A 23,134-nucleotide genomic window follows, 5' to 3' on the forward strand; every position below is an offset into this window, starting at 1 on the left:
AGCGCGATTCGAGCCTGCTTCCAGTGCCGCGGGCGAGCGTGAGCGGGTCAGTGGCGACCCCCTTTCGCTGGAGGCAGACGTGCACCGCACCCTGATCGTCGCGAAGCTGAGGACGAAGGACACCGATCGGATCGCCGACGTGTTCGCCGCGTCGGACGCCTCGGACCTGCCGCACATGGTGGGCGTGTCCCGGCGGACCCTCTTCCGGTTCCACGACCTCTACTTCCACCTGGTGGAGGCCGACCAGGACATCTCCCCGAACCTGTACCGGGTCCGCAGCCACCCGCTCTACCAGGACGTCAACACCAGGCTGACCGAGTTCGTGGCGCCGTACGACCCTGACTGGAAGGAGCCGAAGGACGCGATGGCCTCGCCGTTCTACGTCTGGACCAGCCAGGACGGGAGGACGATGTGAGCACCAGGCGGCCCGTGAAGGTCAACGTCGACGAGGCGACGCCCAACCGCAGGCGGGGCGGGGACATCCGGGTGACCCTCAGCCCCAAGACGGCCGGCGCCACCTCGGGCTTCGGCGGCGTGCTGTTCCTGGAGGCGGGGGAGTACGTCACCGAGCACTACCACCCGTACTCCGAGGAGTTCCTGCACGTCGTGTCGGGAACGCTGGAGATGTCGCTCGACGGCGAGCCGATGCCGCTGGCCCCGGGCGACTCGCTGATCGTGCCCATCGGGGTGCGCCACCGCCTGGTCAACACCGGCGCCGAGCGGGCGCGGGTGGTGTTCCACCTCTCGCCGCTCGCCCCGCGGCCGGAGCTCGGGCACGTCGACACCGAGCAGGTGGTCGCCCCCGAGGCGCCCGCACCCCAGGTGGGGCAGGCGGGATGAGCAGGACCGCCGCCATCACCGGGATCGGCGTGGTCGCGCCGGGCGCGGTCGGGCGCGAGCCGTTCTGGGAGCTCCTGACCGCCGGCCGCACCGCCACGCGCACGATCACCCTCTTCGACGCCGGCCGGTTCCGGTCCAGGATCGCCGCCGAGGTGGACTTCGACCCGAAGGCGTCGGGCCTGTCCGCGCAGCAGGTCCGCAGGATGGACCGGGCCGCCCAGTTCGCGGTGGTGTGCGCCAGGGAGGCGCTCGCGGACAGCGGCGTCGAGCTCGGCCGCGTCGACCCCGGGCGCGTGGGGGTCAGCGTCGGCAGCGCCGTCGGGTGCACCATGAGCCTGGAGGAGGAGTACACGGTGCTCGCCGACGAGGGCCGCCGCTGGCTCGTCGACCACACCTACGGCGTGCCCCACCTCTACGGTTTCATGGTGCCGAGCACACTGGCCGTCGAGGTGGCGTGGGAGGTCGCGGCCGAAGGGCCGACCGCGCTCATCTCCACCGGGTGCACCTCCGGCCTCGACGCGGTCGGCCACGGCGCCGCGCTGATCGAGGAGGGCTCGGCGGACGTGGTGTTCGCCGGCGCCACGGACGCGCCGCTGTCGCCGATCACCTCGGCCTGCTTCGACGCGATCAAGGCCACCTCGCCGAGCAACGACGACCCCGAGCACGCCTCACGGCCGTTCGACGCCGAGCGGAACGGGTTCGTGCTGGGCGAGGGCGCGGCGGTGATGGTGCTGGAGGACGCCGCGGCGGCCCGCGCCCGCGGCGCCCGCGTCTACGCCGAGGTCAGGGGGTTCGCCGGCCGCAGCAACGCCTTCCACATGACCGGCCTCAAACCGGACGGCAAGGAGATGGCGGAGGCGATCAGGGTGGCCATGGCGCAGGCGAGGGTCGGCGCCGACGACATCGACTACATCAACGCGCACGGCTCGGCGACCAAGCAGAACGACCGGCACGAGACGGCGGCGTTCAAGCGGAGCCTCGGCGACCGGGCCTACCGCGTCCCGGTCAGCTCCATCAAGTCGATGATCGGCCACTCGCTGGGCGCCATCGGCTCGATCGAGGTCGCCGCGTGCGCGCTCGCGCTCGACCGCGGCGTCGTCCCGCCGACGGCGAACCTGCACAACGCCGACCCGGAGTGCGATCTCGACTACGTGCCGCTGGAGGCGCGGCCGCACCGGATGGACGTGGTGTTGAGCGTGGGCAGCGGGTTCGGGGGGTTCCAGAGCGCGACCGTGCTGGCACGCCCCGGAACCTGACCGATCGTGAGCTGGTACGGGTCCGGTCCGCTCCCCGTCCGCTCGAGGGGGAGCGGTGGCCGGGACCGGACCGGCTTCAGCGGCGCTTTAGCGAGGCTTGATTTCCAGCAATCAAACGGCGGTAGATTAGCTGGGGACGGGGTGACTCACCACCTTCCACGGGATACCTCCTGCGTGCGTTCAGCCGGGGGCGCAAAACGTACGGTTTCAGCTCGGCCGCGTCCGACGGCGTGAAGATCCACGTAGTGGGACGCGTCGTTCCGGAGGAGCAGCTTGGTATGAAGGTGAACTTACTGGGCCCGCTGGAGGTCCGGCGTGAGGGCGACGTCGTCACCCCGTCGGCGCCGAAGCTACGGCGGATGCTCAGCCTCCTCGTCGTCCACGCCAACAGCGTGGTGCCCAACGAGCAGATCATCGAAGAACTGTGGGACGCCAACCCTCCCACCACGGTCACCACCACGCTTCAGACCTACGTCTACCAGCTCCGCAAGACGTTGCGGCACCACGGCGGGGAGCAGGGGCCGGACGCCGCGGGCCTGCACACCTCGCTCGGCGGCTACCTGATGTCGCTGCCGCCCGACGTCGTCGACCTGATGCGGTTCGAGCGGCTGGCGCAGGCCGGTCGAGCCGCGCTCGAGGCGGGCGAGTTCGAGCAGGCGGCCGCGAACCTGTCCCAGGGGCTCGGCCTGTGGCACGGGCCCATGCTGGCCGACGTCAGCCAGGGGCCCGTGCTCCGCGCCGAGGTTCTGCGGCTGGAGGAGCTGCGCAGGAACACCCTGGAGCAGCGCATCGAGGCCGACCTCCAGCTCGGCCGGCACCGGGAGGTGCTCGACGAGCTGGTCCGCCTCGCCGAGGAGCAGCCCACCCACGAGGGGTTCCAGGCGAAGCTGATGGTGGCGCTGTACCGGGCCGAACGGCCGCAGGAGGCGCTGCACGTCTACCGCAGGACCTGCTCCGCCCTCGCGAGCGAGCTGGGTCTCGACCCCTCGCGCCGGCTCCAGCGGATCCAGCACGCCATCATGTCCGCCGACCGCAGCCTCGACGTGCCGAGCGTGGCGGACCGGGTCTCGGTGCACCCCGGGCCGGTCCGCCCGGCCGAGGGGACGCTGGTCGGCCGGCAGCAGCACGTGGACCAGGCGCTGAGCGGGCTCGCGGCGGGCCGCGAGCACGTCCCGGCGGTGGTCGTCATCTCCGGCCCGCCCGGTTCCGGCAAGTCCGCGCTCCGCACCGAGGTGGGCGCCCGCGCCGCCGAGCGGTACCCCGACGGGCAGGTCCACGCCGACGCCCTGGACGCGGCCGGCCGGCCGCTCGACGCCGGCGGCCTGCTCCTGACGCTCCTGCGGGCGATCGGCCTGCCCGAGGACCTCATCCCGGCCGCCGACGAGGAGCGGGCCAGGCTGTTCCGCGCCTGGACGGCGGAGCGCCGGATGCTCGTCACGCTCGACGACGTGGCCGACGTCGGCCAGTTTCTGCCGCTGCTGCCGTCCAACTCGGGCTGCGGCGTGCTCGTGGCGAGCCGCCGGCTGCTCTACTCCCCGGAGATCACCAGCACCGTGAGCCTGGGCCCGCTCGGCGTCGAGGAAGGGGTGGAGCTGCTGGCCGGCCTGCTCGGCTGCCGCCGGGTGGCCGCGGAGCGGGCGGCGGCCGGACAGCTCGTCCGGCTCTGCGGCGGCCTGCCCTCGACGCTGAGCGACGTGGCGGAGTGGCTGCTGTGCGAGCCGCACGAGTCGCTGGAGCGGGCGCTGAGCCGGGTCCGCGACGAGATCAGTGGCCCGGTGCCGCCCGCCTGCGGGGGGATCGGGCCGCGCGAGAGCGTCGAGCGGAGCTACCGGCTCGCCTCCCCCGACGTACGGCGGACGTTCCGGCTGCTGAGCACGGCGGGCACCGCCTCGTTCCCGGTGCCGGCGGTGGCGCGGCTGCTGGGCGTGCCCGAGTACCAGGCGGAGTACCGGCTGGAGGAGCTGGTGGACCTGTGGCTGGTCGAGGTCGTCCCGGGAGCGCGGGACGGGCGGCCGCACTACCGGGTCCTGCCCAGTGTCCGGCAGGTGGGCCGGCGTCTCGCCGAGGAGGCGGGCGACGGCCTCGCGCCCGAGGTGCCGCGGCAGCCGGCGGCGAGGCCGCCCCTGGTCCAGGTGCCTCAGGAGGTCTGACCGTGGCCACGGTCGGGGAAGCCGTGTCCCGGCGTCACAGGAGCGCCGCCCCGCGCCCTCCTCCCGCGCCGGGCCCCCGCCGGGAGCCACCGCCATCGCCCCAACAGAACGCGTTCAGGCAAGACCCGCTCGCACCGGTGAACCGTGAGGAACGTGTGGCTAATGGAGATCCACCTCTTGGGCCCGTTGGAGGTCCGGCATCACGGGCTGGTAACACCGTCGGCGCCGAAACTCCGCCGGGTGCTCTGTCTGCTCGGGATACACGCGAACAACGTGGTCAGCACGGAGAAGCTCATCAAGGAGCTGTGGGAGGAGGACCCGCCCGCGAGCGTCACCACCACGCTCCAGACGTACGTGTACCAGCTCAGGAAGCTCCTGGGCCTGCGCGCCTCCAACGGCTCGTCCCCGGGGCCGGACCACGACGCCGGCGCGCCCGCCCTTCTCACCACGCCGAACGGCTACACCCTGTCCCTGGCCCCGGACGCGCTGGACGCCTACCGCTTCGAGCAGCTCGCGGCGCTCGGCCGGCTCCACCTGAAGGCCGGCGAGGTCGAGAGGGCCGCCGACACGCTGCGGGACGCGCTGCGCCTCTGGCGCGGACCGGCGCTGGTGGACGTCACGCCCGGCGCCGTGCTGCAGACCGAGGTGCTGCGGCTGGAGGAGGTGCGCAAGAACATCCTGGAGCATCGCATCGAGGCCGATCTCCAGCTCGGCCGCCACCATGAGCTGCTGGGCGAGCTGACCGGCCTCGCCCTGCGCGAGCCCACCCACGAGGGGTTCCAGGCGATGCTGATGCTCGCGCTCTACCGCGCGGGCCGGCGTTCCGACGCCCTGCGCGTCTACCAGCGGACCCGCATGATGCTGGCGAGGGAGCTCGGCGTCGAGCCGTCCAACCGGCTGTGGCGGCTGCACCAGGACATGCTGACCTCCTCGCGCGACCTCGACCCGCGCCCGGTGAGCACGACCGCGAAGACCCGCCTGACCAGCGCCTCCGAGCACCCGTGCCAGCTCCCTCCGAACGGGCGGATCCTGGTGGGCAGGGACGACGAGCTCGCCATGATGCTGCACGCGCTCTCCGCGTGCTCGCGCGAGGGGCCGAACGTGGTCGTCGTCAGCGGCCCGCCGGGCTCCGGCGCGACGTCGCTGTGCATCAAAGCCGGGCACGAGGTACGCGACCGCTACCCGGACGCGCAGCTGTACGCCGGCATGCTCAAGGACGGCGACCCGGCCAACCCCGGCGAGGTGCTCGCCAGCTTCCTCCGCGCGCTGGGCGTGCCCGACAGGAGGATCCCCGCCGCGTTCGAGGACCGCCGCCGGATGTTCTGCGCCTGGGCGGCCGAGCACCAGGCGCTCATCGTCCTCGACGACGCCATGAGCGTGAAGCAGCTCATGCAGGTGCTGCCCGTCGAGGGGCCCTGCGGGGTGCTGATCTCCAGCCGCAGGCGGATGTTCCTGCCGGGCGGCGTCACCGTGGTCGACCTGCCGCCGCTCGGCACGGAGGACGGCCTGCGGCTGCTGACCGAGGTGCTCGGCCCCGAGCGGATCGCGGAGAACCCGCGCGCCGCCGCCGACCTGGTCCAGTTGTGCGACGGCCTGCCCTCGATCCTGCACGCCGCCGCGTCCCGGCTGGCGAGCCGCCCGCACTGGACCATCGACCACCTGGTGGAGCAGGTCCGCCGCACCCGCTCGACCGGCGCGTTCCTGGTGGGCGCGTGGTCGCCGCTGGTGACCAGCGTGCGGCGGAACTACGAGGTGATGCCGGAGGCCCTGCGGACGGTGTTCCGCAGGCTGTGCGCGATCCCGTCGCCGTTCCTGCCGCCCGTGCTGGTGGCGGCGGTGCTCGGCGTGCCGGAGGAGTTCGCCGAGTTCCTGCTGCAGGAGCTGGCGAACCGGCAGCTCCTGCGGATCGACTTCGGGATGGTGCCGACGACGCCGGAGCGCTACTGGCTGCTGCCCACCGTGCGCGCGATCGGCAGGTATCTGCAGGCGCCACAGGACGAGGACCTCTCCTAGCCAGGCTGGATCGATCCTCCAGGAACCCTCGCTGAGGTGGAGGAGCAGCACGGCAGGCGGATCCCGCACGGCGGCGCCGCCCCCTGTGATTCCCAAGGGAGAACTGTGATGACCCAGACCCCCCGACCTCTGCCGCTGGCGCGCGAGCACCCACTGGCCCCACCACCCGAGTACGCCCGCCTGCGGGAGGAGAGCCCGGTCTGCCCGGTGGCGCTGCCGGACGGGAAGACCGGCTGGCTGCTCACGCGCTTCGCGGACGTGACGTCGGCGCTGATCCACCCCGACGTCAGCGCCAGGCGCGGGTTCCAGACCTCGGTCACGTCGGTGACGCTCACCCCCGAGGAATACCTGGCCTCCGGCTTCGGGACCTCCTTCATCGGGATGGACCCGCCCGAGCACACCCGGTACCGGCGGCTGCTGACCGGGCAGTTCACCGTCCGGCGGCTGAAGGCGCTGGCGCCGCGCATCGAGGAGATCGTCGATCAGCACCTCGACGCGATGGTCGCCGCCGGGCCGCCCGCCGACCTGGTGCGGGACTTCGCGCTGCCGGTCCCTTCGATGGTGATCTGCGAGCTGCTCGGCATGCCGTACACGGAGAGCAAGCAGTTCCAGCAGCGCACCGACACGATCATGCGGCTGGAGCGGACCAAGGACGAGCTCCTCGACGCGATGACGGGGATGGCGTCCGACATGCGCGCCTTCGTCCAGGAGAAGCGGCGGAGCCCGGACGAGGGACTGCTGAGCGGCCTCATCGAGGCGGTGCCGTCGGACGGCGTGCCGCTGACCGACGACGAGCTGGTGGCCATCGGCAACCTCATGGTCATCGCCGGGTACGCGACCACCGCCAACATGCTCGGCCTCGGCGCGCTCGCGCTGCTGACGCACCGGACGCAGTGGGTGAACCTGTGCGAGCACCCCGAGTACGTCGAGCGCGGCGTCGAGGAGATGCTCCGCTTCCTGACGGTCGGCCCGTTCTGCCTGCCGCGCTCCGCCAAGGCCGACCTGGAGATCGGCGGGCAGAAGATCAGCGCCGGTGACCCGATCCTGCTGTCGACGGAGTCGGCCAACCGCGACCCTGCGCAGTTCGACGCGCCCGACGTCATGGACGTGACGCGCGAGCCCAAGCGGCACGTCGGCTTCGCGTACGGCGCCCACCAGTGCCTCGGCCAGGAGCTCGCCCGGATGGAGATGCGGATCGCGTTCGGCAGGCTGACCCGGCGTCTTCCCGGCCTGCGGCTGGCCGTCCCGGTCGAGCAGGTGCCCATGTGCTCCGACATGCAGATCTACGGGGCGCACGAGATTCCCGTCACGTGGTAGCAACGTCTCGCGGAAGAGCGGCGATCAATGACCACTGAGCACGCATACCCCAGGGACGTACGCGACCTGTACGAGCGTTTCCCGTACCCGCTGCCCACCCCGGCCGCGGAGCCCATCTTCGACACGGCCATCGGCGTGGACCTGACGTTCACGGACCTCGACGGCGCGCGGGTGCTCGACGCCGGCTGCGGCACCGGCCACCGGCTGGTCGGGATGGCCCTGCAGTTCCCCGACACCTCGTTCCTGGGGCTCGACTTCAGCGCCGGCTCCCTCGCGGTCGCGCGGGAGCTGGCGAGGAGACACGGCTGCGAGAACGTCGCGTTCGAGCAGGGCGAGATCGGCGGCGCGGCACTCGGCCGGCGTTTCGACGTCATCACGAGCACCGGCGTCATCCACCACCTGCCCGACCCCGCGGCCGGCGTCACGTGGCTGGCCGGCCATCTGGAGCCGGACGGCGCCATGTACACGTGGTTCTACCACCTCTACGGCGAGTACGACCGGCTGCTGGAGCGGCGCCTGGTCCGCCTGCTGGCCGGCGGGGACGCCGACGCCGGCCAGCTGCTGCGGGACCTCAGCCTGTCCCTGTCGATGGCGCGCTACGGCTCGGGCACCTCGCACTCCGACGTGAGCGACGAGGCGCACGTCGCCGCCACCGCGGACGCCTACCTCCACCCGATCGTGAACGCCTACGACTTCGACGCGGTCGCCGGCCTGTTCGCCCCCGCGTTCCCGTGGGCGGTCGCCACCGGCGTCAACTGGCAGGACGGCTCGGGCGTGATCAACGTCGCGGACTGGGCGGACCCGAAGTACGGCGCGATCACCGCCACGACGCTCTTCGCCGAGCCGGCGGCCAGGACGGCGTTCCTCGGCCTGGATCCCCGTTCCCAGCTCCGCTGCCTGGAGCTGGCGCTCCGGCCGACGGGGTTCACCGTGGTGTGCGGAAGGGGCGCGAGCCTCGACCGGTGCGCCACGCGCATCCAGCGGGGCGCCGCGCTGGCGAATTTGTGCCGGGGAGGAGAGGACTGACATGGAAGGCGGTGCGGGAGTCGTCCTCCGGTTCCGTGGACGGCTCGACGTGGAGGCGCTGCGGGCGGCGCTGCGGGCCGCGGCGGCCCGGCTGTGGGTCCACGAGGCGGCGATGGACGACTGCGAGCTGCGCGTGCTGGAGACGGACGGCGCCGGAGCCGTGGACGAGGTGCTCGGCCAGGAGCGGCGGGCGGGGTTCACCACCCGCTCGGCGGTGCGGGCCACGCTGATCCGGCGGCCGGCGGCCGACGTCCTCGTCGTGGCCACGAACCCCCTGGCGACCGGCGCGTGGCTGCTCACCTGCCTCAACCGGCAGCTCCCGCGGCTGTACGCGGCCGCGGCGCGCGGCCGGCCGGCCGTTCCCGCGCCGCGCCGGGCGGAGGCGGCCCCACGGGGCGGACCGGCGGGCGGGCCGCCCGCGCTGCCGCTGCCGGTCGACCACGTCCGCCCTCCGGAGCTCTCCGGCCGGGGCGCGGCGCGGGAGTTCGCGCTGGACGCGGAGGCGGCGCGGGCGCTGGGCGCGCGCCTCGACGTGCCGGTGGCCGCGATCCTGCTGGCGGCCTTCCAGATCGTGCTCAGCCGGTACACCGGCAGGGACGACGTCCCGGTGGGCCTGCCGGTCGCCGACGGTTCCCCCGCCGACACCCGGCTGTTCCGCGGCGACCTGTCCGGCGACCCGACCGTGCGGGAGGCGCTGGCGCGCACCGGGCGCGGCCTCCTGGACGCCGCGACGGTCGCCGGGCCGCCGCCGGTGCGGTACGCGTTCGAGGAGGAGCCCGCCCTCGCCTGGCGGGCGGCAGGGACCGAGGTCGCGTCGGCGTCGGCGTGGACCACCGTCACCCCGTCCGAGCTGGGGCTGTTCGCCCAGGAGGCGGCGGGGTCGCTCACCGCGCGCCTCGAGTACTCGGCCGACCTGTTCGAGGCGGAGACGATCGACCGGCTGGCCGGCCATCTCCGGCAGGTGCTGGCCGGGATGGCCGCCGATCCCGACGCCCGCGTGAGCGAGCTGGAGCTGCTGACCGAGGCGGAACGGCGCCGGATCGTCGTGGACTGGAACAGGACGGCGGCGCCGTACCCGGCCGGGCGGGGCGCGCACGAGCTGGTGGCCGAGCGGGCGCGGGAGCGCCCGGACGCGGTCGCGGTGGTCGCGGGGCCGGAGCGGGTGACGTACCGGGAGCTCGACGAGCGGGCGAACCAGCTCGCGCACCACCTGCGCGGGCACGGCGTGGGCCCGGAGGTCCCGGTCGGGATCTGCGTCGGGCGCGGCGCGCCGATGATCGTCGCGCTGCTCGGCGTCATGAAGGCGGGCGGCGCGTACGTGCCGCTGGACCCGGACCATCCGCCGGAGCGGCTGGCGTTCATGATCCGCGACGCGGGCATGTCCGTGGTCGTGTCGGAGCGGGACCTGGACGACCGGCTCAGGGCCGCCGGCGCCGCCGCCGTGGTGCGCCTGGACGCCGACCGGGACGCGATCGCCCGGCACCCCGTCACGGCGCCCGCCGGCGGCGCGGGCCCGGACGACCTGGCGTACGTCGTCTACACCTCCGGCTCCACCGGGCGGCCGAAGGGCGTCCAGGTCGAGCACCGGTCGCTGACCGCCCGCGTCGTGGAGCTGCGCGACCGCTACGCGCTCACCCCCGGCGACACCTTCCTGCAGTTCGCCTCGATCGCCTTCGACGGCTCGATCGGCCAGATCTTCCCCACGCTCGCGGCCGGCGCGCGGCTGGTCGTCCGGCAGGGGCGGTGGGACCTGCAGTGGCTGCTCGACGCGATCGGCGAGCACGAGGTGACCGTGTGCGAGCTGCCGCCCTCCGTGTGGGGGCTGCTGGTGGACAAGCTCGGCATCGACGGGCGGCTCGGCCCCAGCCTGAGACTGGTCTCCCTCGGCGGCGAGCAGGTGCTTCCCGCGCAGGTCCGGCGCTGGTTCGAGGTGTCGGACGTGCCGCTGTTCAACGTCTACGGCCCCAGCGAGACCACCGTGACGGCCACCACCGCGACCATCCGCCGGCCCGCCGAGAGGATCCCGATCGGCCGGCCGATCGCGAACACGGAGGTGTTCGTGGTCGACGCGCGGGAGCGGCCGGTCCCCGTGGGCGTCGTGGGCGAGCTGTGGATCGGCGGCGCCGGCGTCGCCCGCGGCTACGTGAACCGGCCCGAGCTGACCGCCGGGAGGTTCGTCGTCAGGACCGTCGGCGGCGTGGAGCGGCGGCTGTACCGGACGGGCGACCTGGTCCGGTGGCTGCCCGACGGGTCGCTGGAGTTCGCCGGCCGGATCGACCACCAGGTGAAGATCCGCGGCCACCGCATCGAGCCGGGCGAGGTCGAGTCGGCGCTCGCCGGGCACCCGGCGGTGGCCTCGTGCGCGGTGGTGGCCCGCGAGGTCACGCCGGGCGACACGCGGCTGTTCGCCTACTGGGCCCCCGGCGACGGCGCGGAGCCGGCCGCGGCCGAGCTGCGGGAGTGGTGCGGGCGGACGCTGCCCGGCTACATGGTGCCGAGCGGCTTCGTCCGGATGGACGAGCTGCCCCTGACGGGCAACGGGAAGATCGACCGGGCGGCGCTGCCGGCCCCCGGCGGCGAGCGGCCGCGGCTGGAGACGGAGTTCGTGCCGCCGCGCACGCCCGTCGAGGAGACCCTCGCCAGGGTCTGGGCGGAGCTGCTCGGGCTGGACCGGGTCGGCGTCCACGACGGCTTCTTCGACCTCGGCGGCGACTCCGTCCTCAGCATCGCCCTCATCACCAGGGCGAGGGAGCACGGCATCCGGCTCAGCTCGCGGGTGGTGTTCGAGTCGGAGACCCTGGCCGAGATGGCCGCGCGGGTGTCGGGCGGCGGGCGGGCGAGGACCGCGGGCGGCGGCTCAGGCTGGCGCTTCCAGGTGTGGCAGGGCGGCGACCGGGGCCGGGTGTCCATGGCGATACTCAACGGGGACAGCCCCGCCGGCCCGATGATGTTCTGCCTCCACGAGATCGGCGGCAACGTCAGCGCCTACACCGACCTCGCGGAGATCCTCTCGCCGGTGGCCCGCCTGGTCGGGATCGAGTCGGGCGCCATCCGGCTCGGGCTGGCCCCCGGGCGCGACCTGGCGGAGATGGCCGAGACGTACTGGGGCGCGATCCGCGGCATGCAGCCGTCCGGGCCGTACTTCCTGACCGGCTACTCGCTCGGCGGGGCGATCGCCCTGGCGGTCGCCGAGCTCGCCGAGCGGCAGGGCGCGGAGGTCGCGCTGCTGACCGCCGTGGACGCGGCCCTGCCCGTCGGCCCCGTCAAGGACATGGTGGAACGCGACCGGGACCGGATCGGCGAGCTGTCGTCGCTGGTCGCCGCCGCCGGAGCGCTGCCGGACCTGGCGGGCTCGCCCCGCGCCCGCGCGCTCATGCGGGAGCTCAACCTGCCCGAGGTCATGCTGTCGCTGGCGCGGGAGGAGTTCGAGGCGCGGGTGCGCGTCCTGGCCGCGCACACCCAGGCCCTGCTGACGTACCGGCCGCGGCCGGTCGCCGCTCCCGTGCTGCTGTACCAGGCGCGGGAGTCGGCCTGGCCGGCGCCGCTCGCCGAGTGCTGGCGGCCGTACGCGGCCCGGCTCGACCCGCGCGCCTGCGCGGGCGGCCACCTGTCCGTGCTCCGGCCGCCCCACGTCCGCGCCGTCGCCGACGACCTGGCCGAGGTGATGAAGAAGACAATCGCGTCACAGGGGGCAGAGTGAAGGAGAGAGGGGAGCAGCCGGCGGCCGCCTGACGGCCGTCCCCCTCGGACCGGCCACGGCCCACAGGGGAGGCGCAGGCATGACGACCGGCATCGGGGCGCCTCGTGACCTGGCGCGGGAACGGCGCCCCGAGTTCGACGTCATGCGCCTGGTCGTGGTCGTGGGCCTGGTGTTCTTCCACACGTCGCTGGTCTTCGGCTCGCGTGACGGCTTCTACGTCACGAACGCCGGGACCGGCGACGCGCCCTTCCTCGTCACCGGTCTCGTCGCCGCCGTCTGCGTCGTCTGGGCGATGCCCCTGCTCTTCCTCATCGCGGGGTTCGGGGCGTGGCACTCGATTCGCCGCCGGGGGCCGGGCGGGTTCGCGGCCGAGCGGCTGCGGCGGCTGGGCGTGCCGTTCGTCGTGGCGATGGTGACCGTCGCGCCGATCCCGCAGTGGTTACGGTTACGGACCGAGCCCGGCCACCACGAGTCCTACCTGGCGTTCCTGCCGAGGTTCTTCGCCGTGCGGCCGGCGCCGGCGGACTTCCCGTTCGTCCTGCGGGGCACGTACTTCGAGACCGGGCACCTGTGGTTCCTCGTGCTGCTGCTGTGCTTCTCCCTGCTGCTCGCCCCCCTGGTGCGCCGGCTGCCCCGGGGCCTCGCCCGGCGGCTGCGCGCCGCTCCCGCGCGGGTGGCCGCCCTGCCGGGCGGGACGCTGCTGTTCGGCCTCCCGGTCGCGGCGACCGCCGCCGCGGCCGGGCTGGAGGAGACGATGGGCGGCTGGAACCGCTGGGCCTACGCGGTGTTCTTCCTGTACGGGTTCCTGCTCGTCACCCACGGCACCTTCCCCGCCGCGATCCGCCGTGACGCGGTGCCCGCGGCCGTGGCGGGGATCGCGCTGCTGGCCGCGAGCGTGCCGGGGTTCGCCGCCCTGACGGAGCCGGGCGCGGACGCGTTCACCGGCCTGACGCCCCTGGCGGCCGGGGTGCGCGCGCTCTACGGCCTGGCGGGATGGTGCCTGGTGGTCGTGATCCTGCGCATGCTCGGCCGTACGCCGCCCGCCCTCGGCCGCGCCGTCGCCCCGGACCGGCCGCTCGGCCGCCTCTACGGCTACCTGGCCCCCGCCGCCCTGCCCCTGTACGTCCTGCACCAGCCGATCGTCGTGGCCGTGGCCTTCCTCGTCGTCGGGTGGGACGCTCCGGCCCTGGTGGAGTACCTGGTCATCGTCGTGCTGTCGCTCGCGCTCACCGTGGCCGCGTACGACGTCCTGGTGCGCCGCACCCGCCTGACCGCCTTCCTGTTCGGCCTGCGCCGGCCGGGCCAGGAGGGCTCGATCCGCCGTTGAGGCGGGTTCGAGCCGGTCCCAGCAGGCTCGACGGTAGTCGGACAACCAGATGGAGGCCCGTATGTGCGGCATCGCCGGTTGGGTGGACTTCGCACGCGATCTGTCCGGGGAGCACCGGACGATCGACGCGATGACCGACACCCTGACACCTCGTGGTCCCGATGCCAGAGGCGTCTGGTGCGCCGGGCACGCGGCGCTGGGGCACACCAGGACATCGGTCATCGACCTCACGGGCGGCGTCCAGCCCATGACGGCCGAGGAGGACGGCCGCACGATCGCGGTGATCACCTACAGCGGCGAGGTCTACAACTTCCGCGAGCTGCGCAACGAGCTGGAGCAGCGCGGCCACCGCTTCCGCACCAGGAGCGACACGGAGGTCGTCCTGCGCTCCTACCTCGAATGGGGCGCCGACTGCGCCACGCGCCTGGAGGGCATGTTCTCCTTCGGCGTCTGGGACGTGCGCGACCAGAGCCTGCTGCTCGTCCGCGACCGGTTCGGCATCAAGCCGCTGTTCTACAGCCTGCGCCCCGGCGGCGTGCTGTTCGCCTCCGAGCCGAAGGCGCTGCTGGCGCACCCGGAGACCGGCACCGCCGTCGACCTCGACGGCCTGCGCGAGGTCTTCTCCACCGCCAAGCAGCCGGGGCAGACGGTCTTCCGCGACCAGCGGGAGGTGCGGCCCGGCCACACCCTGACCGTACGGCCCGGCAAGGTCGTCGAGCGGCGCTACTGGGCGCTGAGCGCGCGGCCCCACACCGAGGACCTGGACGGCACCGTCGACCACGTCCGGTCCCTGCTGGAGGACATCGTCCTGCGCGAGCTGGTGTCCGACGTGCCCCTGTGCACGACGCTGTCCGGCGGCCTCGACTCCAGCGCGGTCACCGCGCTCGCCGCCCGCTGGCAGCGCAAGGTCAACGGGGAGCGGGTGCGCAGCGTCACGACCACGTACGTCGGCTACAGCGAGAACTTCCGCCCCGACGACACCAGGGACACCGCGGACGCGCCGTACGCGGCCGAGCTCGCCCGCCACGTGGACGCCGACCACACCGACATCGTGCTGGACACCGCCGCCCTGACCGACCCGGAGGCCCGCAAGGCCGCCATGACGGCGCAGGACATGCCCACCACGGTCGGGGACATGGACACCTCGTTCTACCTGATGCTGCGCGCCATCCGGCAGCACTCGACGGTGGCGCTGACGGGGGAGACCGCCGACGAGATCTTCGGCGGCTTCCGCTGGGTGCACGACGACGAGCTCGTCCGCTCCGGCACCTTCCCCTGGGTGGCGAACGAGAAGCGGCAGCCGGGCTGCGCCAACGGGCAGGGCCGCGGCCTGTTCGACCGGAGCTTCCTGCAGAAGCTGGACATGGACCGGTACTACGCCGACAACTACCACCAGGCGCTCGCGGAGGCCCCGCACCAGGAGGGCGAGGACGAGCGGGAGCACCTGATGCGCTCGGTCTGCTACGTCAAGCTGGCGCGCTGGCTGCCCATGCTGCTGGACCGCAGCGACCGGCTGGCGATGACGTCCGGGCTGGAGACCCGGGTCCCGTTCTGCGACCACCGGCTCGTCGAGTACGTCTACAACGTGCCCTGGGCGTTCAAGACCTTCGACGGGCGGGAGAAGAGCCTGCTGCGCGCAGCCGTGAAGGACCTCCTGCCGCCCTCCGTCCTGGACCGCCGCAAGAGCCCCTACCCGGTGACGCAGGACCCCGCCTACACGCGGGCGCTGCACCAGGAGCTGGCCGACCTGCTGGCCGACCCGAACGCGCCGGTCCTGCCGCTGCTCGACCGGTCCGCCGCCGACGAGGTGCTCAGGCACCCGAAGGACGTGGCGCAGGACTGGCCGAGCCGGATGAACGTGGAGATGGCGCTGCAGTTCAACTCCTGGCTCAAGCACTACGGCGTGAGCCTGGAGCTGTGAGCGCGGCCGGGCCCGGTCAGGGGCGGATCGCCTCGACGAAGGCGAGGGGGTCGTCCTCCTGGCCGGGCACGGCGAGCCGCCGGACGTCCCGGAAGCCGGCCTCGCGCAGCAGGCCGGTCAGCTCGTCCTCGGACCGGATCCGGCCCCCGAAGGTGACCATCGCGTCGATGTCGGTGACGTGCGCGAACGACGGCTTCCCGGTCGTCACCCAGTCGATGACGAGCAGCCGCGAGCCGGGCGCGGCGGCGGCGAGGCAGTTGCCGGCGACGGTGCGCGCGCCGGCCTCGTCCAGGTCGCTCAGGACGTGCTTGAGCAGGTAGAGGTCCCCGCCGGCGGGCACCGACTCCAGGAAGTCGCCGCCGGTGAGGGCCATGCGGTCCGCGGCGGGGTGCCCGGCGACGATCTCCTTGACGTGCGGGAGCATCGCGGGCAGGTCGAGCAGCACGCCCCGCGCCCGAGGGGCGGCCGCCAGGACCGCGGCGAGCAGCGTTCCCGGGCAGCCGCCCACGTCCACGACCGTCCTGGCGCCGCTCAGGTCGAGGACGGAGGTGAGCACCGCCGCGGCGAGCCCGCACACCGGGACCAGGCTCTCCGCGTAGTGGCGGGCCTCGTCCGGATGCCGCGCGTAGTACCCCCACAGGTCCGAGCCCAGCGTGTCCGTGGCGGAGGGCCGCCCGGTGCGCAGCGTCTGCTCGATCCGTTCCCACGGCCGCATGAGCCCCGGGCCGTTGACCGCGATGACGAAACCGCGCAGCGAGGGCCCGCCGGAGCGCAGCACCCGGCCGAGCTCCGTGAGCGCGTACCCGTCCGGCCCCGCGGGCGTCACGATCCCGGTCACGACGCAGGCCCGCAGGAACCGGGCCAGGCTCGGCGCGTGCGTCCCGGTCGCCTCGGCGAGCTCGGCGGCGGTGCGCGGGCCGCCGCCCAGGTGGTCGGCCAGGCCCAGCAGCGCGGCGCCGCGCAGGATCAGCCCGGTGCTCCACTCGTGCGGCCGCAGCTCGCCCATCCTCTGGACCAGTTCGAGCTCCGGGGGTACGGCGTTCATGGGCGGCACTCCTTCACGGCCGGGTTCGCGGTCAGCCGCAGGATCCCCCCGGGATCTGGTGGAGCGCTGGAGCCCCGCTGGGGGCGCGGCGGGCGGGGCTGCGCTCCAGGCGGATTCGACGCGCCCTCGACCGGCCCCGGTCACGCTGGAGACATCACACCCCGCGCACCGACCCGCGACGACACGGAGGGCCCCGGCGATGGACGATGCCGCGCGTTCGTTCCCGTTCACCCCGGCGGACCCGCTGGAGCCGCCCCAGGAGTACGCCGAGCTGAGACGCGACCAGCCCGTGGCCCGGGTGCGCCTGCCCTCGGGCGACCTGGCCTGGCTCGTGAGCCGGTACGAGAGCGTCCGCCAGGTGCTCGCCGACGACGCCCGCTTCAGCAGGGAGGCGATCACCGCGCCGGGGGCGCCCCGCGTGCTGCCCATCGCGGAGGGCTCCAAGTCGATCTTCGTGATGGACCCGCCCGAGCACACCCGGCTGCGCCGGCTCGTGTCCAAGGCGTTCACCGGGCGGCGGGTCGAGGCGCTGCGCCCCCGCATCCAGCAGATCACCGACGACCTGCTCGGCGCGATGGTGAAGGGCGGGCCGCCGGCCGACCTGATGAGCGGCCTGGCCCAGCCGCTGCCGATCACCGTCATCTGCGAGCTGCTCGGCGTCCCCTACGCCGACGTCGGCCGCTTCCGGCAGTGGACGGACCTCATGCTGAGCTTCGACCGCTCGATGCAGGACCAGGTCAGGCAGGCGCGGGAACGGCTGAACGACTACCTCACCGCGCTCATCGAGGCCAAGCGCAGGGAGCCGGCCGACGACGTGCTGACCGTGCTGATCGAGGCGCGGGACGAGGGCGACCGGCTGTCCCAGGAGGAGCTGCTCGCCTTCGGCTACACCCTCCTCGGGGCCGGCTACCACGCGACCACCGCGAGCATCGCGCACGCGGTGCTCACCCTGCTGCGCGAGGAGGACGAGCTGCGCCTGCTGCGCAGCGGAGACCGGCCGCCCCTCGCCGCGGTGGACGAGCTGCTGCGCAGGTCGCAGGCCGGCGGCGGCATCGGCGCGCTGCGCATCGCGACGGAGGACGTACGGCTCGACGGCGTGCTGATCCGCGCGGGGGAGGCCGTCCTCCCCATGATCAACTCGGCGAACCGGGACGAGACGGTCTTCGACGACGCCGACGGGCTCCGGCTGGACCGCAGGCCCAACCCCCACCTGTCCTTCGGGCACGGCATCCACCACTGCCTCGGCGCGCAGCTCGGCCGGCTCGAACTGGAGATCGCCCTCGGCTCCCTGCTGCGGGACCTGCCCGGACTCCGGCTCGCCGTCCCCGAGTCCGGCCTGCGGTGGAACCGGGGCACGGCGTTCTCCCGGCCGGCGGAGCTGCCGCTGACCTGGTGAGCGGCGCCTGGCGAGCGGCGACCTCACGGCGACCTCACGGCGACCTCACGGCGACCTCACGGCGACCTCACGGCGACCTCAGGGCGACCGCGGCGCCTCCCGGCGGGCCGGCGACGCCGGCCCGCCGGGCCGTTCACCCGTCGAGGTCGTCGAGGTCGTCGAGGTCGTTGCGGCCGAGCGACCACCTGGCGACCTCCAGCGACGTGTTCAGCGCCTCCGTCGCGTACTTCAGCATCTCCCCCTGGTAGGAGGCCGCCGCCGCCTCCAGCGACACCGCGCCGCGCTCCACCGCGACCAGCGCCCGGCACAGGACGGCGGCGTCGCGGACGGCCGTGTTCGCCCCCACCCCGCCGGACGGCGGCATCGCGTGCACGGCGTCGCCCAGCGGGATGACCGGCCCCGGCTCCCACGGCTCGATCGGCCGCGTCGCGCGCACGGCCACCGCGAACGTCGCGTCGGTGCTCGCGGCGGCCAGGATCCTGCGGAGGTGCGGGTCCCAGCGGGCGGTGCGCTCGCGCACCAGCTCCCAGAGCCGGGCGCCGTCCATCGCGAACAGCTCCTCGTCCGGCATGCCCAGCAGCGAGCGGTGCATGGAGAACACCGACATGAAGTAGTCCTCGGACTCCTCGATGACCAGGCCGGGCCACAGCCGCGCCACCGCCTCCTCCGGCGGGACGCGGAAGACCATCGGCATCAGCCCCAGCTTGTGGCCGTCGGTGCCCATGATCCACGTGAACCGGTCCTGCAGCGTCCCGGGGAGGCCGTCGCGGACGGCGTCCGCCATCGGGATCCGGCCGAAGATCGTGCGGATGCCGAGGTCGCGCGGCCGGTCCGCGGGGCGGCACTGGGCCCGTACGGTCGAGTTGACGCCGTCGGCGGCGACCAGCACGGAGCCGGTGGCGCTCGTCCCGTCGGCGAAGCGGGCGGTGACCTCGCCGTCCGCCGTCAGCTCGTACCCGGTGAACTGCTTGCCGAAGGAGACGATGCCGTCGAGCCCGGCGAGCAGCACGTAGCGCAGGGTCACCCGGTCCACCGCGTCCACCTTGTCCGGGTCGTCCGCCCTCGGGTCGGTGAACCGCGGCGACCACTGCTCGGCGAGGCGCTCGTCGTAGACGGCCATGCCGTACCCGTAGCGGGAGTTCGCCGTCGCCGTCAGCAGCGCGGCCGCCTCGGGCGGCAGGCACTCGCGCAGGGCCTGCTCGCCCTCCGGGCTGATGTGCAGGCGGTAGCCCTGGTTGCGGCGGTGGACCGCGGCGTCCCTCTCGTACACCCGCACGTCCACCCCCGCCCGGCGCAGTCCCTGGGCGAGGCAGAGCCCGCCGATGCCGCCGCCGATCACGAGGACCCGGAGGTCCCGCGGTGTCGCCCGCCCGTCCATGTCCGCCTTCATGCCCGCCTCCTTGGCGATCGTCGTCAACCGGCCGGCGCGGTGTCGCCGTCCGGCTCGTCCGTCCCGTCCAGCAACGACGTGGTGTGCGTGCCGGCGCGGAACACCGGGTGCCCCATGACGCCCCGGAGCAGGTCCCGCGTCGTGCGCACGCCCTCGCCGCGGATGCGGAACTCGGCCAGCGCGCGCTCCATCCGGGCGAGCGCCTGCTCCCGTTCCGGCGCCCACACCACGACCTTCGCCAGCAGCGAGTCGTAGTCGGGCGAGATCCGCCAGCCGGGGTAGCCGTGCGTGTCCACCCGCACGAAGGGGCCGCCCGGCGGCACGAACTCGGTCAGCTCGCCCGGACACGGCGCGAACCGCCGCTCCGGATCCTCGGCGTTGACCCGGCACTCCAGCGCGACGCCGCGCGGGCGCACCTCCTCCTGCCCGACCGGGAGCGGCAGGCCGGCCGCGACCCTGATCTGCTCCCGTACCAGGTCGATGCCGGTCACCATCTCCGTCACCGGATGCTCGACCTGCAGCCGCGAGTTCACCTCGATGAACGCGGCCTCCTCCCCGTCGACCAGGAACTCGAACGTGCCCGCCCCGGTGTAGCCGACGGACTTCGCCCCGGCCACGGCGTACTCGGCCAGCCGCCGGGCCATCCCCTCGGCCAGCCGCGGCGCCGGGGTCTCCTCGACCAGCTTCTGGTGGCGGCGCTGCACCGAGCAGTCCCGCTCGCCGAGGTGCAGGACGGCGCCGTGCTCGTCGGCGAGCACCTGGACCTCGACGTGCTTGGCCCGCTCCCAGAACCGCTCCAGGTAGACCCCGGGGTCGCCGAACACCGAGCGGGCGGTGGCCCGCATCGCGCGGAACACCGGGACCAGCTCCTCCCACGTCCTGACCACGGCCATCCCGCGCCCGCCGCCGCCCGCCGACGCCTTGACGATCAGCGGCAGGCCGATCCGCCTGGCCGCGGGGACCAGCTCGGCGACGGTGCTCACCGGGTCGCGGGTGCCGGGCAGCACCGGCAGCCCGGCGTCCGCCATCAGCCGCCGGGCCAGCGCCTTGTCGCCCAGCCGGGCCATCACCTCGGGCGGCGGGCCGATGAACGTCAGTCCGTTGCGCGCGCAGATCTCCGCGAAGTCCGGGTTCTCGGACAGGAACCCGTAGCCGGGGTGCACGGCCTGCGCGCCCGTGCTCACGGCGGCCTCGATGATGGCCGGCGGATACAGGTAGCTCTGTCTCGGGGCCGGCGGCCCGATCTGCACCGCCTCGTCGGCCAGGCGCACGGCCGCGGAGTCGCGGTCGGCGGTGGAGTGCACGACGACCGTGCGGATCCCCATCTCCCTGCACGTACGCACCACGCGCAGCGCGATCTCGCCCCGGTTGGCGACCAGCACCGTCTCGAAGGGCGGGCCGGCGCCGCCTGCCTGCGTCATTCCTGCCCGCCTGGCCGCAGGAACACCAGCGGCTGCCCGAACTCGACCCGCTCGCCGTCGCCGGCGACGACGTCGGTCACCCAGCCGGACACCTCGGCGACGACCGGGTTCATCAGCTTCATCGCCTCGACGATGCCCACCTGCTGGCCGGCGACGACGGCGTCGCCCACCTCGACGAACGGCTTGGCCCCCGGCTCCTGCGCCCGGTAGAACGTCCCGACCAGCGGGGCGCGCACCTCGTGCCGCTCCTCCGCCTCGGGCTCCTCCACCGCCGCTGCCGCCGCGACGGCCGCCGGCGCGGCCGGCACGGGCTCGGGGGAGGCCCATTCGACCTCGATGCTGGCGCACCCGAACCGCGCGCTCGCCCGTGCCGGCGGGAACGGCGCCAGGCCGACCACCCCGCTGAGGCTGCGGCAGAGGATCTCCATCGCCCCTTCCGCGCCGAGTCTGGTCATCTCCGCCTCCAGCGAACCGAGCTCCACCGCCCGCTGCTCGTCCGCACTCTCGACACGTGTCTCGGTCACGTCGTCCACGCCTCCTCGATCTGTCTTCACGCCGCTGGGGAGCCGAACCGGCGGAACCGGGCCCGGCGAGCGGAGACCAGCTGGACGCCGGGCAGCCGGCGCAGGTCCCGCAGCGCGCACACCACCGCGTCATGTACCAGGCGGCCGGCCCGGTCCGGCCGGTTGTGCGCCCCACCGGCCGGTTCCGGGACGACGCCGTCGATCACGCCCAGCTCCAGCATCGACCGGGCGTTGAGCCGCAGCGCCGCCGCCGCCTCCGCGCGCCGTTCCGCGTCGCGCCACAGGATGGCCGCGCAACCCTCCGGGCTGATCACGGAGTAGATCGCGTTCTCGCACATCAGGACCCGGTCGGCGACGGCCAGCGCCAGCGCGCCGCCGCTGCCGCCCTCGCCGTTGACCACGGCCACGATCGGCACCGGCAGCGAGCCCATCACGCGCAGGCACTCCGCGATAGCGTGGGCCTGGCCGCCGCGTTCGGCGTCCACGCCCGGGTGCGCGCCCGGCGTGTCGATCAGCGTGATCACCGGGACGCGCAGCTTCGCCGCCAGCCGCATCAGCCGGGCCGCCTTGCGGTAGCCGGCCGGTGACGGCATGCCGAAGTTGTGGTGGACGAGCGCGTCGAGGTCGTGCCCCTTCTGGTGGCCGATCACCATGACCGGGAGGCCGTCGAGCCTGGCGAGCCCGCCGACCAGGGCCCGGCAGTCCTCGCCGCTGCGGTCACCGCGCAGCTCGGCGAAGTCGTCCAGCCAGCCGGCGATGTGGTCCAGGGTGGTCGGCCGGCCGAGCTCGCGGGCCCGGCGCACGGTCTCCTCGACCGGCGGCGCCGCCAGCCGCGCGGGGTCGCGCACCATCGGGTCCCTGACGTCCGCGCCCCACCGCTCGTCGGGCGCGTCGGCGACGCCGAGCAGGTTCGCCACCGTCCTCGGCACCTCGGGGCGGGGCAGGACGGTGTCGACGAGGCCGTGCTCCAGCAGGAACTCCGCGGTCTGGAACCTCTCCGGCAGCCGCTGCCTGACGGTCTGCTCGATCACCCGCGGCCCGGCGAAGCCCATCCGGGCGCCGGGCTCGGCGATGAGCACGTCGGCCAGCGTGACGAACGAGGCGGACACCCCGCCGAAGGTGGGATCGGTGATCAGCGTGAGGGTGAGCAGGCCGGCCTCGTCCATCGCGGCCATGGCGTTGCTGGTCCGCGCCATCTGCATCAGGGAGATCACGCCCTCCTGCATGCGGGCGCCGCCGGAGGCGGTGACGAGCAGCAGCGGCGAGCCGCAGCCGAGCGCGGTCTCCGCCGCGGTCGCCACGGCCTCGCCCGCCGCCGAGCCCAGGCTGCCCCCGAGGAAGCGGAAGTCCATCGCGGCCACCACGACCGGCCGGTCGTGGACCGTCCCGTGCGCCACCAGCACGGCGTCGTCCAGCCCGGTCGCCTGCCGCGCCGCCGCCAGCCTGCCCGCGTAGGGCTTCAGGTCCGTGAACCCGAGAGGGTCGCGCACCGACGCCCCCGGCTGGACGGTGGTGGTCGAGCCGGGGTCGAGCAGGAGGGCGAGCCGTTCGGTCGCGGTCAGGGAGCTGTGCCAGCCGCACTCGGGGCACACCTTCGCGTGGCGGGTGAACCGCTTGCCGTACAGCAGCAGCTTGCAGCTCCGGCAGACGATCCACTCCGCCTCCGCGCGCGTCCCTACAGCGGCCTTGCCGAAGTACTCGGCGCCGTTCATCAGCTACCTCCGAGGAGACCCCCGCCTTCGGGCGGGGGAGGAATCGGACTCCTGCGGAGCGGGGCAGGAGCAGGCGATACGCCGTCAGGCGGACCA

At 74.0% G+C, this 23,134-nt stretch carries 16 protein-coding genes; 11 read left to right on the forward strand and 5 right to left on the reverse strand.

What is annotated here, in order from left to right; genetic code table 11:
- Window positions 1-79 precede the first annotated feature (79 nt).
- From Nocox_RS12725 to asnB, 10 genes are all read left to right on the forward strand, one after another.
- Entirely contained in the window at window positions 80-415 is a 336-nt protein-coding gene (locus Nocox_RS12725) for a TcmI family type II polyketide cyclase (protein WP_020546107.1), read from the forward strand.
- Window positions 412-840: a cupin domain-containing protein gene (locus Nocox_RS12730; protein WP_020546108.1), complete on the forward strand. Its 429-nt coding sequence runs from the start codon at window positions 412-414 to the stop codon at window positions 838-840. The genes Nocox_RS12725 and Nocox_RS12730 overlap by 4 nt, the downstream gene beginning before the upstream one ends.
- Window positions 837-2,096 carry a beta-ketoacyl-[acyl-carrier-protein] synthase family protein gene (locus Nocox_RS12735; protein WP_020546109.1) on the forward strand — a complete coding sequence of 420 codons (1,260 nt, stop codon included), beginning with the start codon at window positions 837-839 and terminating at the stop codon, window positions 2,094-2,096. The genes Nocox_RS12730 and Nocox_RS12735 overlap by 4 nt, the downstream gene beginning before the upstream one ends.
- Before the next feature lie 278 nt (window positions 2,097-2,374).
- Window positions 2,375-4,246 (forward strand): AfsR/SARP family transcriptional regulator, encoded by a 1,872-nt coding sequence (locus Nocox_RS12740; protein ID WP_020546110.1) that lies wholly within the window; start codon window positions 2,375-2,377, stop codon window positions 4,244-4,246.
- A 240-nt stretch (window positions 4,247-4,486) separates the two neighbouring features.
- Window positions 4,487-6,259: an AfsR/SARP family transcriptional regulator gene (locus tag Nocox_RS12745; protein WP_169577075.1), complete on the forward strand. Its 1,773-nt coding sequence runs from the start codon at window positions 4,487-4,489 to the stop codon at window positions 6,257-6,259.
- 108 nt (window positions 6,260-6,367) lie between these two features.
- Window positions 6,368-7,576 carry a cytochrome P450 gene (locus tag Nocox_RS12750; protein ID WP_026214940.1) on the forward strand — a complete coding sequence of 403 codons (1,209 nt, stop codon included), beginning with the start codon at window positions 6,368-6,370 and terminating at the stop codon, window positions 7,574-7,576.
- Window positions 7,577-7,603: 27 nt separating this feature from the next.
- On the forward strand, window positions 7,604-8,602 hold the full coding sequence (locus tag Nocox_RS12755; RefSeq protein WP_020546113.1) for a class I SAM-dependent methyltransferase: 999 nt from the start codon (window positions 7,604-7,606) through the stop codon (window positions 8,600-8,602).
- 1 nt (window position 8,603) lies between these two features.
- Entirely contained in the window at window positions 8,604-12,302 is a 3,699-nt protein-coding gene (locus Nocox_RS12760; protein ID WP_026214941.1) for a non-ribosomal peptide synthetase, read from the forward strand.
- Window positions 12,303-12,381: 79 nt separating this feature from the next.
- On the forward strand, window positions 12,382-13,629 hold the full coding sequence (locus Nocox_RS12765) for an acyltransferase family protein (protein WP_020546115.1): 1,248 nt from the start codon (window positions 12,382-12,384) through the stop codon (window positions 13,627-13,629).
- Window positions 13,630-13,690: 61 nt separating this feature from the next.
- A complete protein-coding gene (gene asnB, locus Nocox_RS12770; protein WP_020546116.1) occupies window positions 13,691-15,550 on the forward strand; it encodes an asparagine synthase (glutamine-hydrolyzing) in 1,860 nt (619 codons plus the stop codon).
- Between the two features lie 16 nt (window positions 15,551-15,566).
- On the opposite strand, the gene Nocox_RS12775 is transcribed toward asnB, so the two are convergent.
- Entirely contained in the window at window positions 15,567-16,595 is a 1,029-nt protein-coding gene (locus Nocox_RS12775; RefSeq protein ID WP_020546117.1) for a methyltransferase, read from the reverse strand.
- Window positions 16,596-16,794: 199 nt separating this feature from the next.
- On the opposite strand from Nocox_RS12775, the gene Nocox_RS12780 reads away from it, so the two are divergent.
- The gene (locus tag Nocox_RS12780; RefSeq protein ID WP_020546118.1) at window positions 16,795-17,991 is read left to right on the forward strand and encodes a cytochrome P450; all 1,197 of its coding nucleotides are present in this window, start codon (window positions 16,795-16,797) and stop codon (window positions 17,989-17,991) included.
- Window positions 17,992-18,124: 133 nt separating this feature from the next.
- Here Nocox_RS12780 and Nocox_RS12785 read toward each other — a convergent pair whose 3' ends face one another.
- Genes Nocox_RS12785 through accD form a run of 4 tightly spaced genes read right to left on the reverse strand, consistent with a single transcriptional unit; the run spans window position 18,125 to window position 23,038 of the window.
- Window positions 18,125-19,381: an FAD-dependent oxidoreductase gene (locus Nocox_RS12785; protein WP_246649779.1), complete on the reverse strand. Its 1,257-nt coding sequence runs from the start codon at window positions 19,379-19,381 to the stop codon at window positions 18,125-18,127.
- 23 nt (window positions 19,382-19,404) lie between these two features.
- On the reverse strand, window positions 19,405-20,802 hold the full coding sequence (locus tag Nocox_RS12790) for an acetyl-CoA carboxylase biotin carboxylase subunit (RefSeq protein ID WP_020546120.1): 1,398 nt from the start codon (window positions 20,800-20,802) through the stop codon (window positions 19,405-19,407).
- A complete protein-coding gene (locus Nocox_RS12795; RefSeq protein WP_246649780.1) occupies window positions 20,799-21,326 on the reverse strand; it encodes an acetyl-CoA carboxylase biotin carboxyl carrier protein in 528 nt (175 codons plus the stop codon). The genes Nocox_RS12790 and Nocox_RS12795 overlap by 4 nt, the downstream gene beginning before the upstream one ends.
- A gap of 26 nt (window positions 21,327-21,352) precedes the next feature.
- Window positions 21,353-23,038 carry an acetyl-CoA carboxylase, carboxyltransferase subunit beta gene (gene accD, locus Nocox_RS12800; RefSeq protein WP_020546122.1) on the reverse strand — a complete coding sequence of 562 codons (1,686 nt, stop codon included), beginning with the start codon at window positions 23,036-23,038 and terminating at the stop codon, window positions 21,353-21,355.
- Window positions 23,039-23,134: the final 96 nt, after the last annotated feature.

Origin of the sequence: Nonomuraea coxensis DSM 45129, assembly GCF_019397265.1 — a bacterium.
Classification (GTDB): domain Bacteria; phylum Actinomycetota; class Actinomycetes; order Streptosporangiales; family Streptosporangiaceae; genus Nonomuraea; species Nonomuraea coxensis.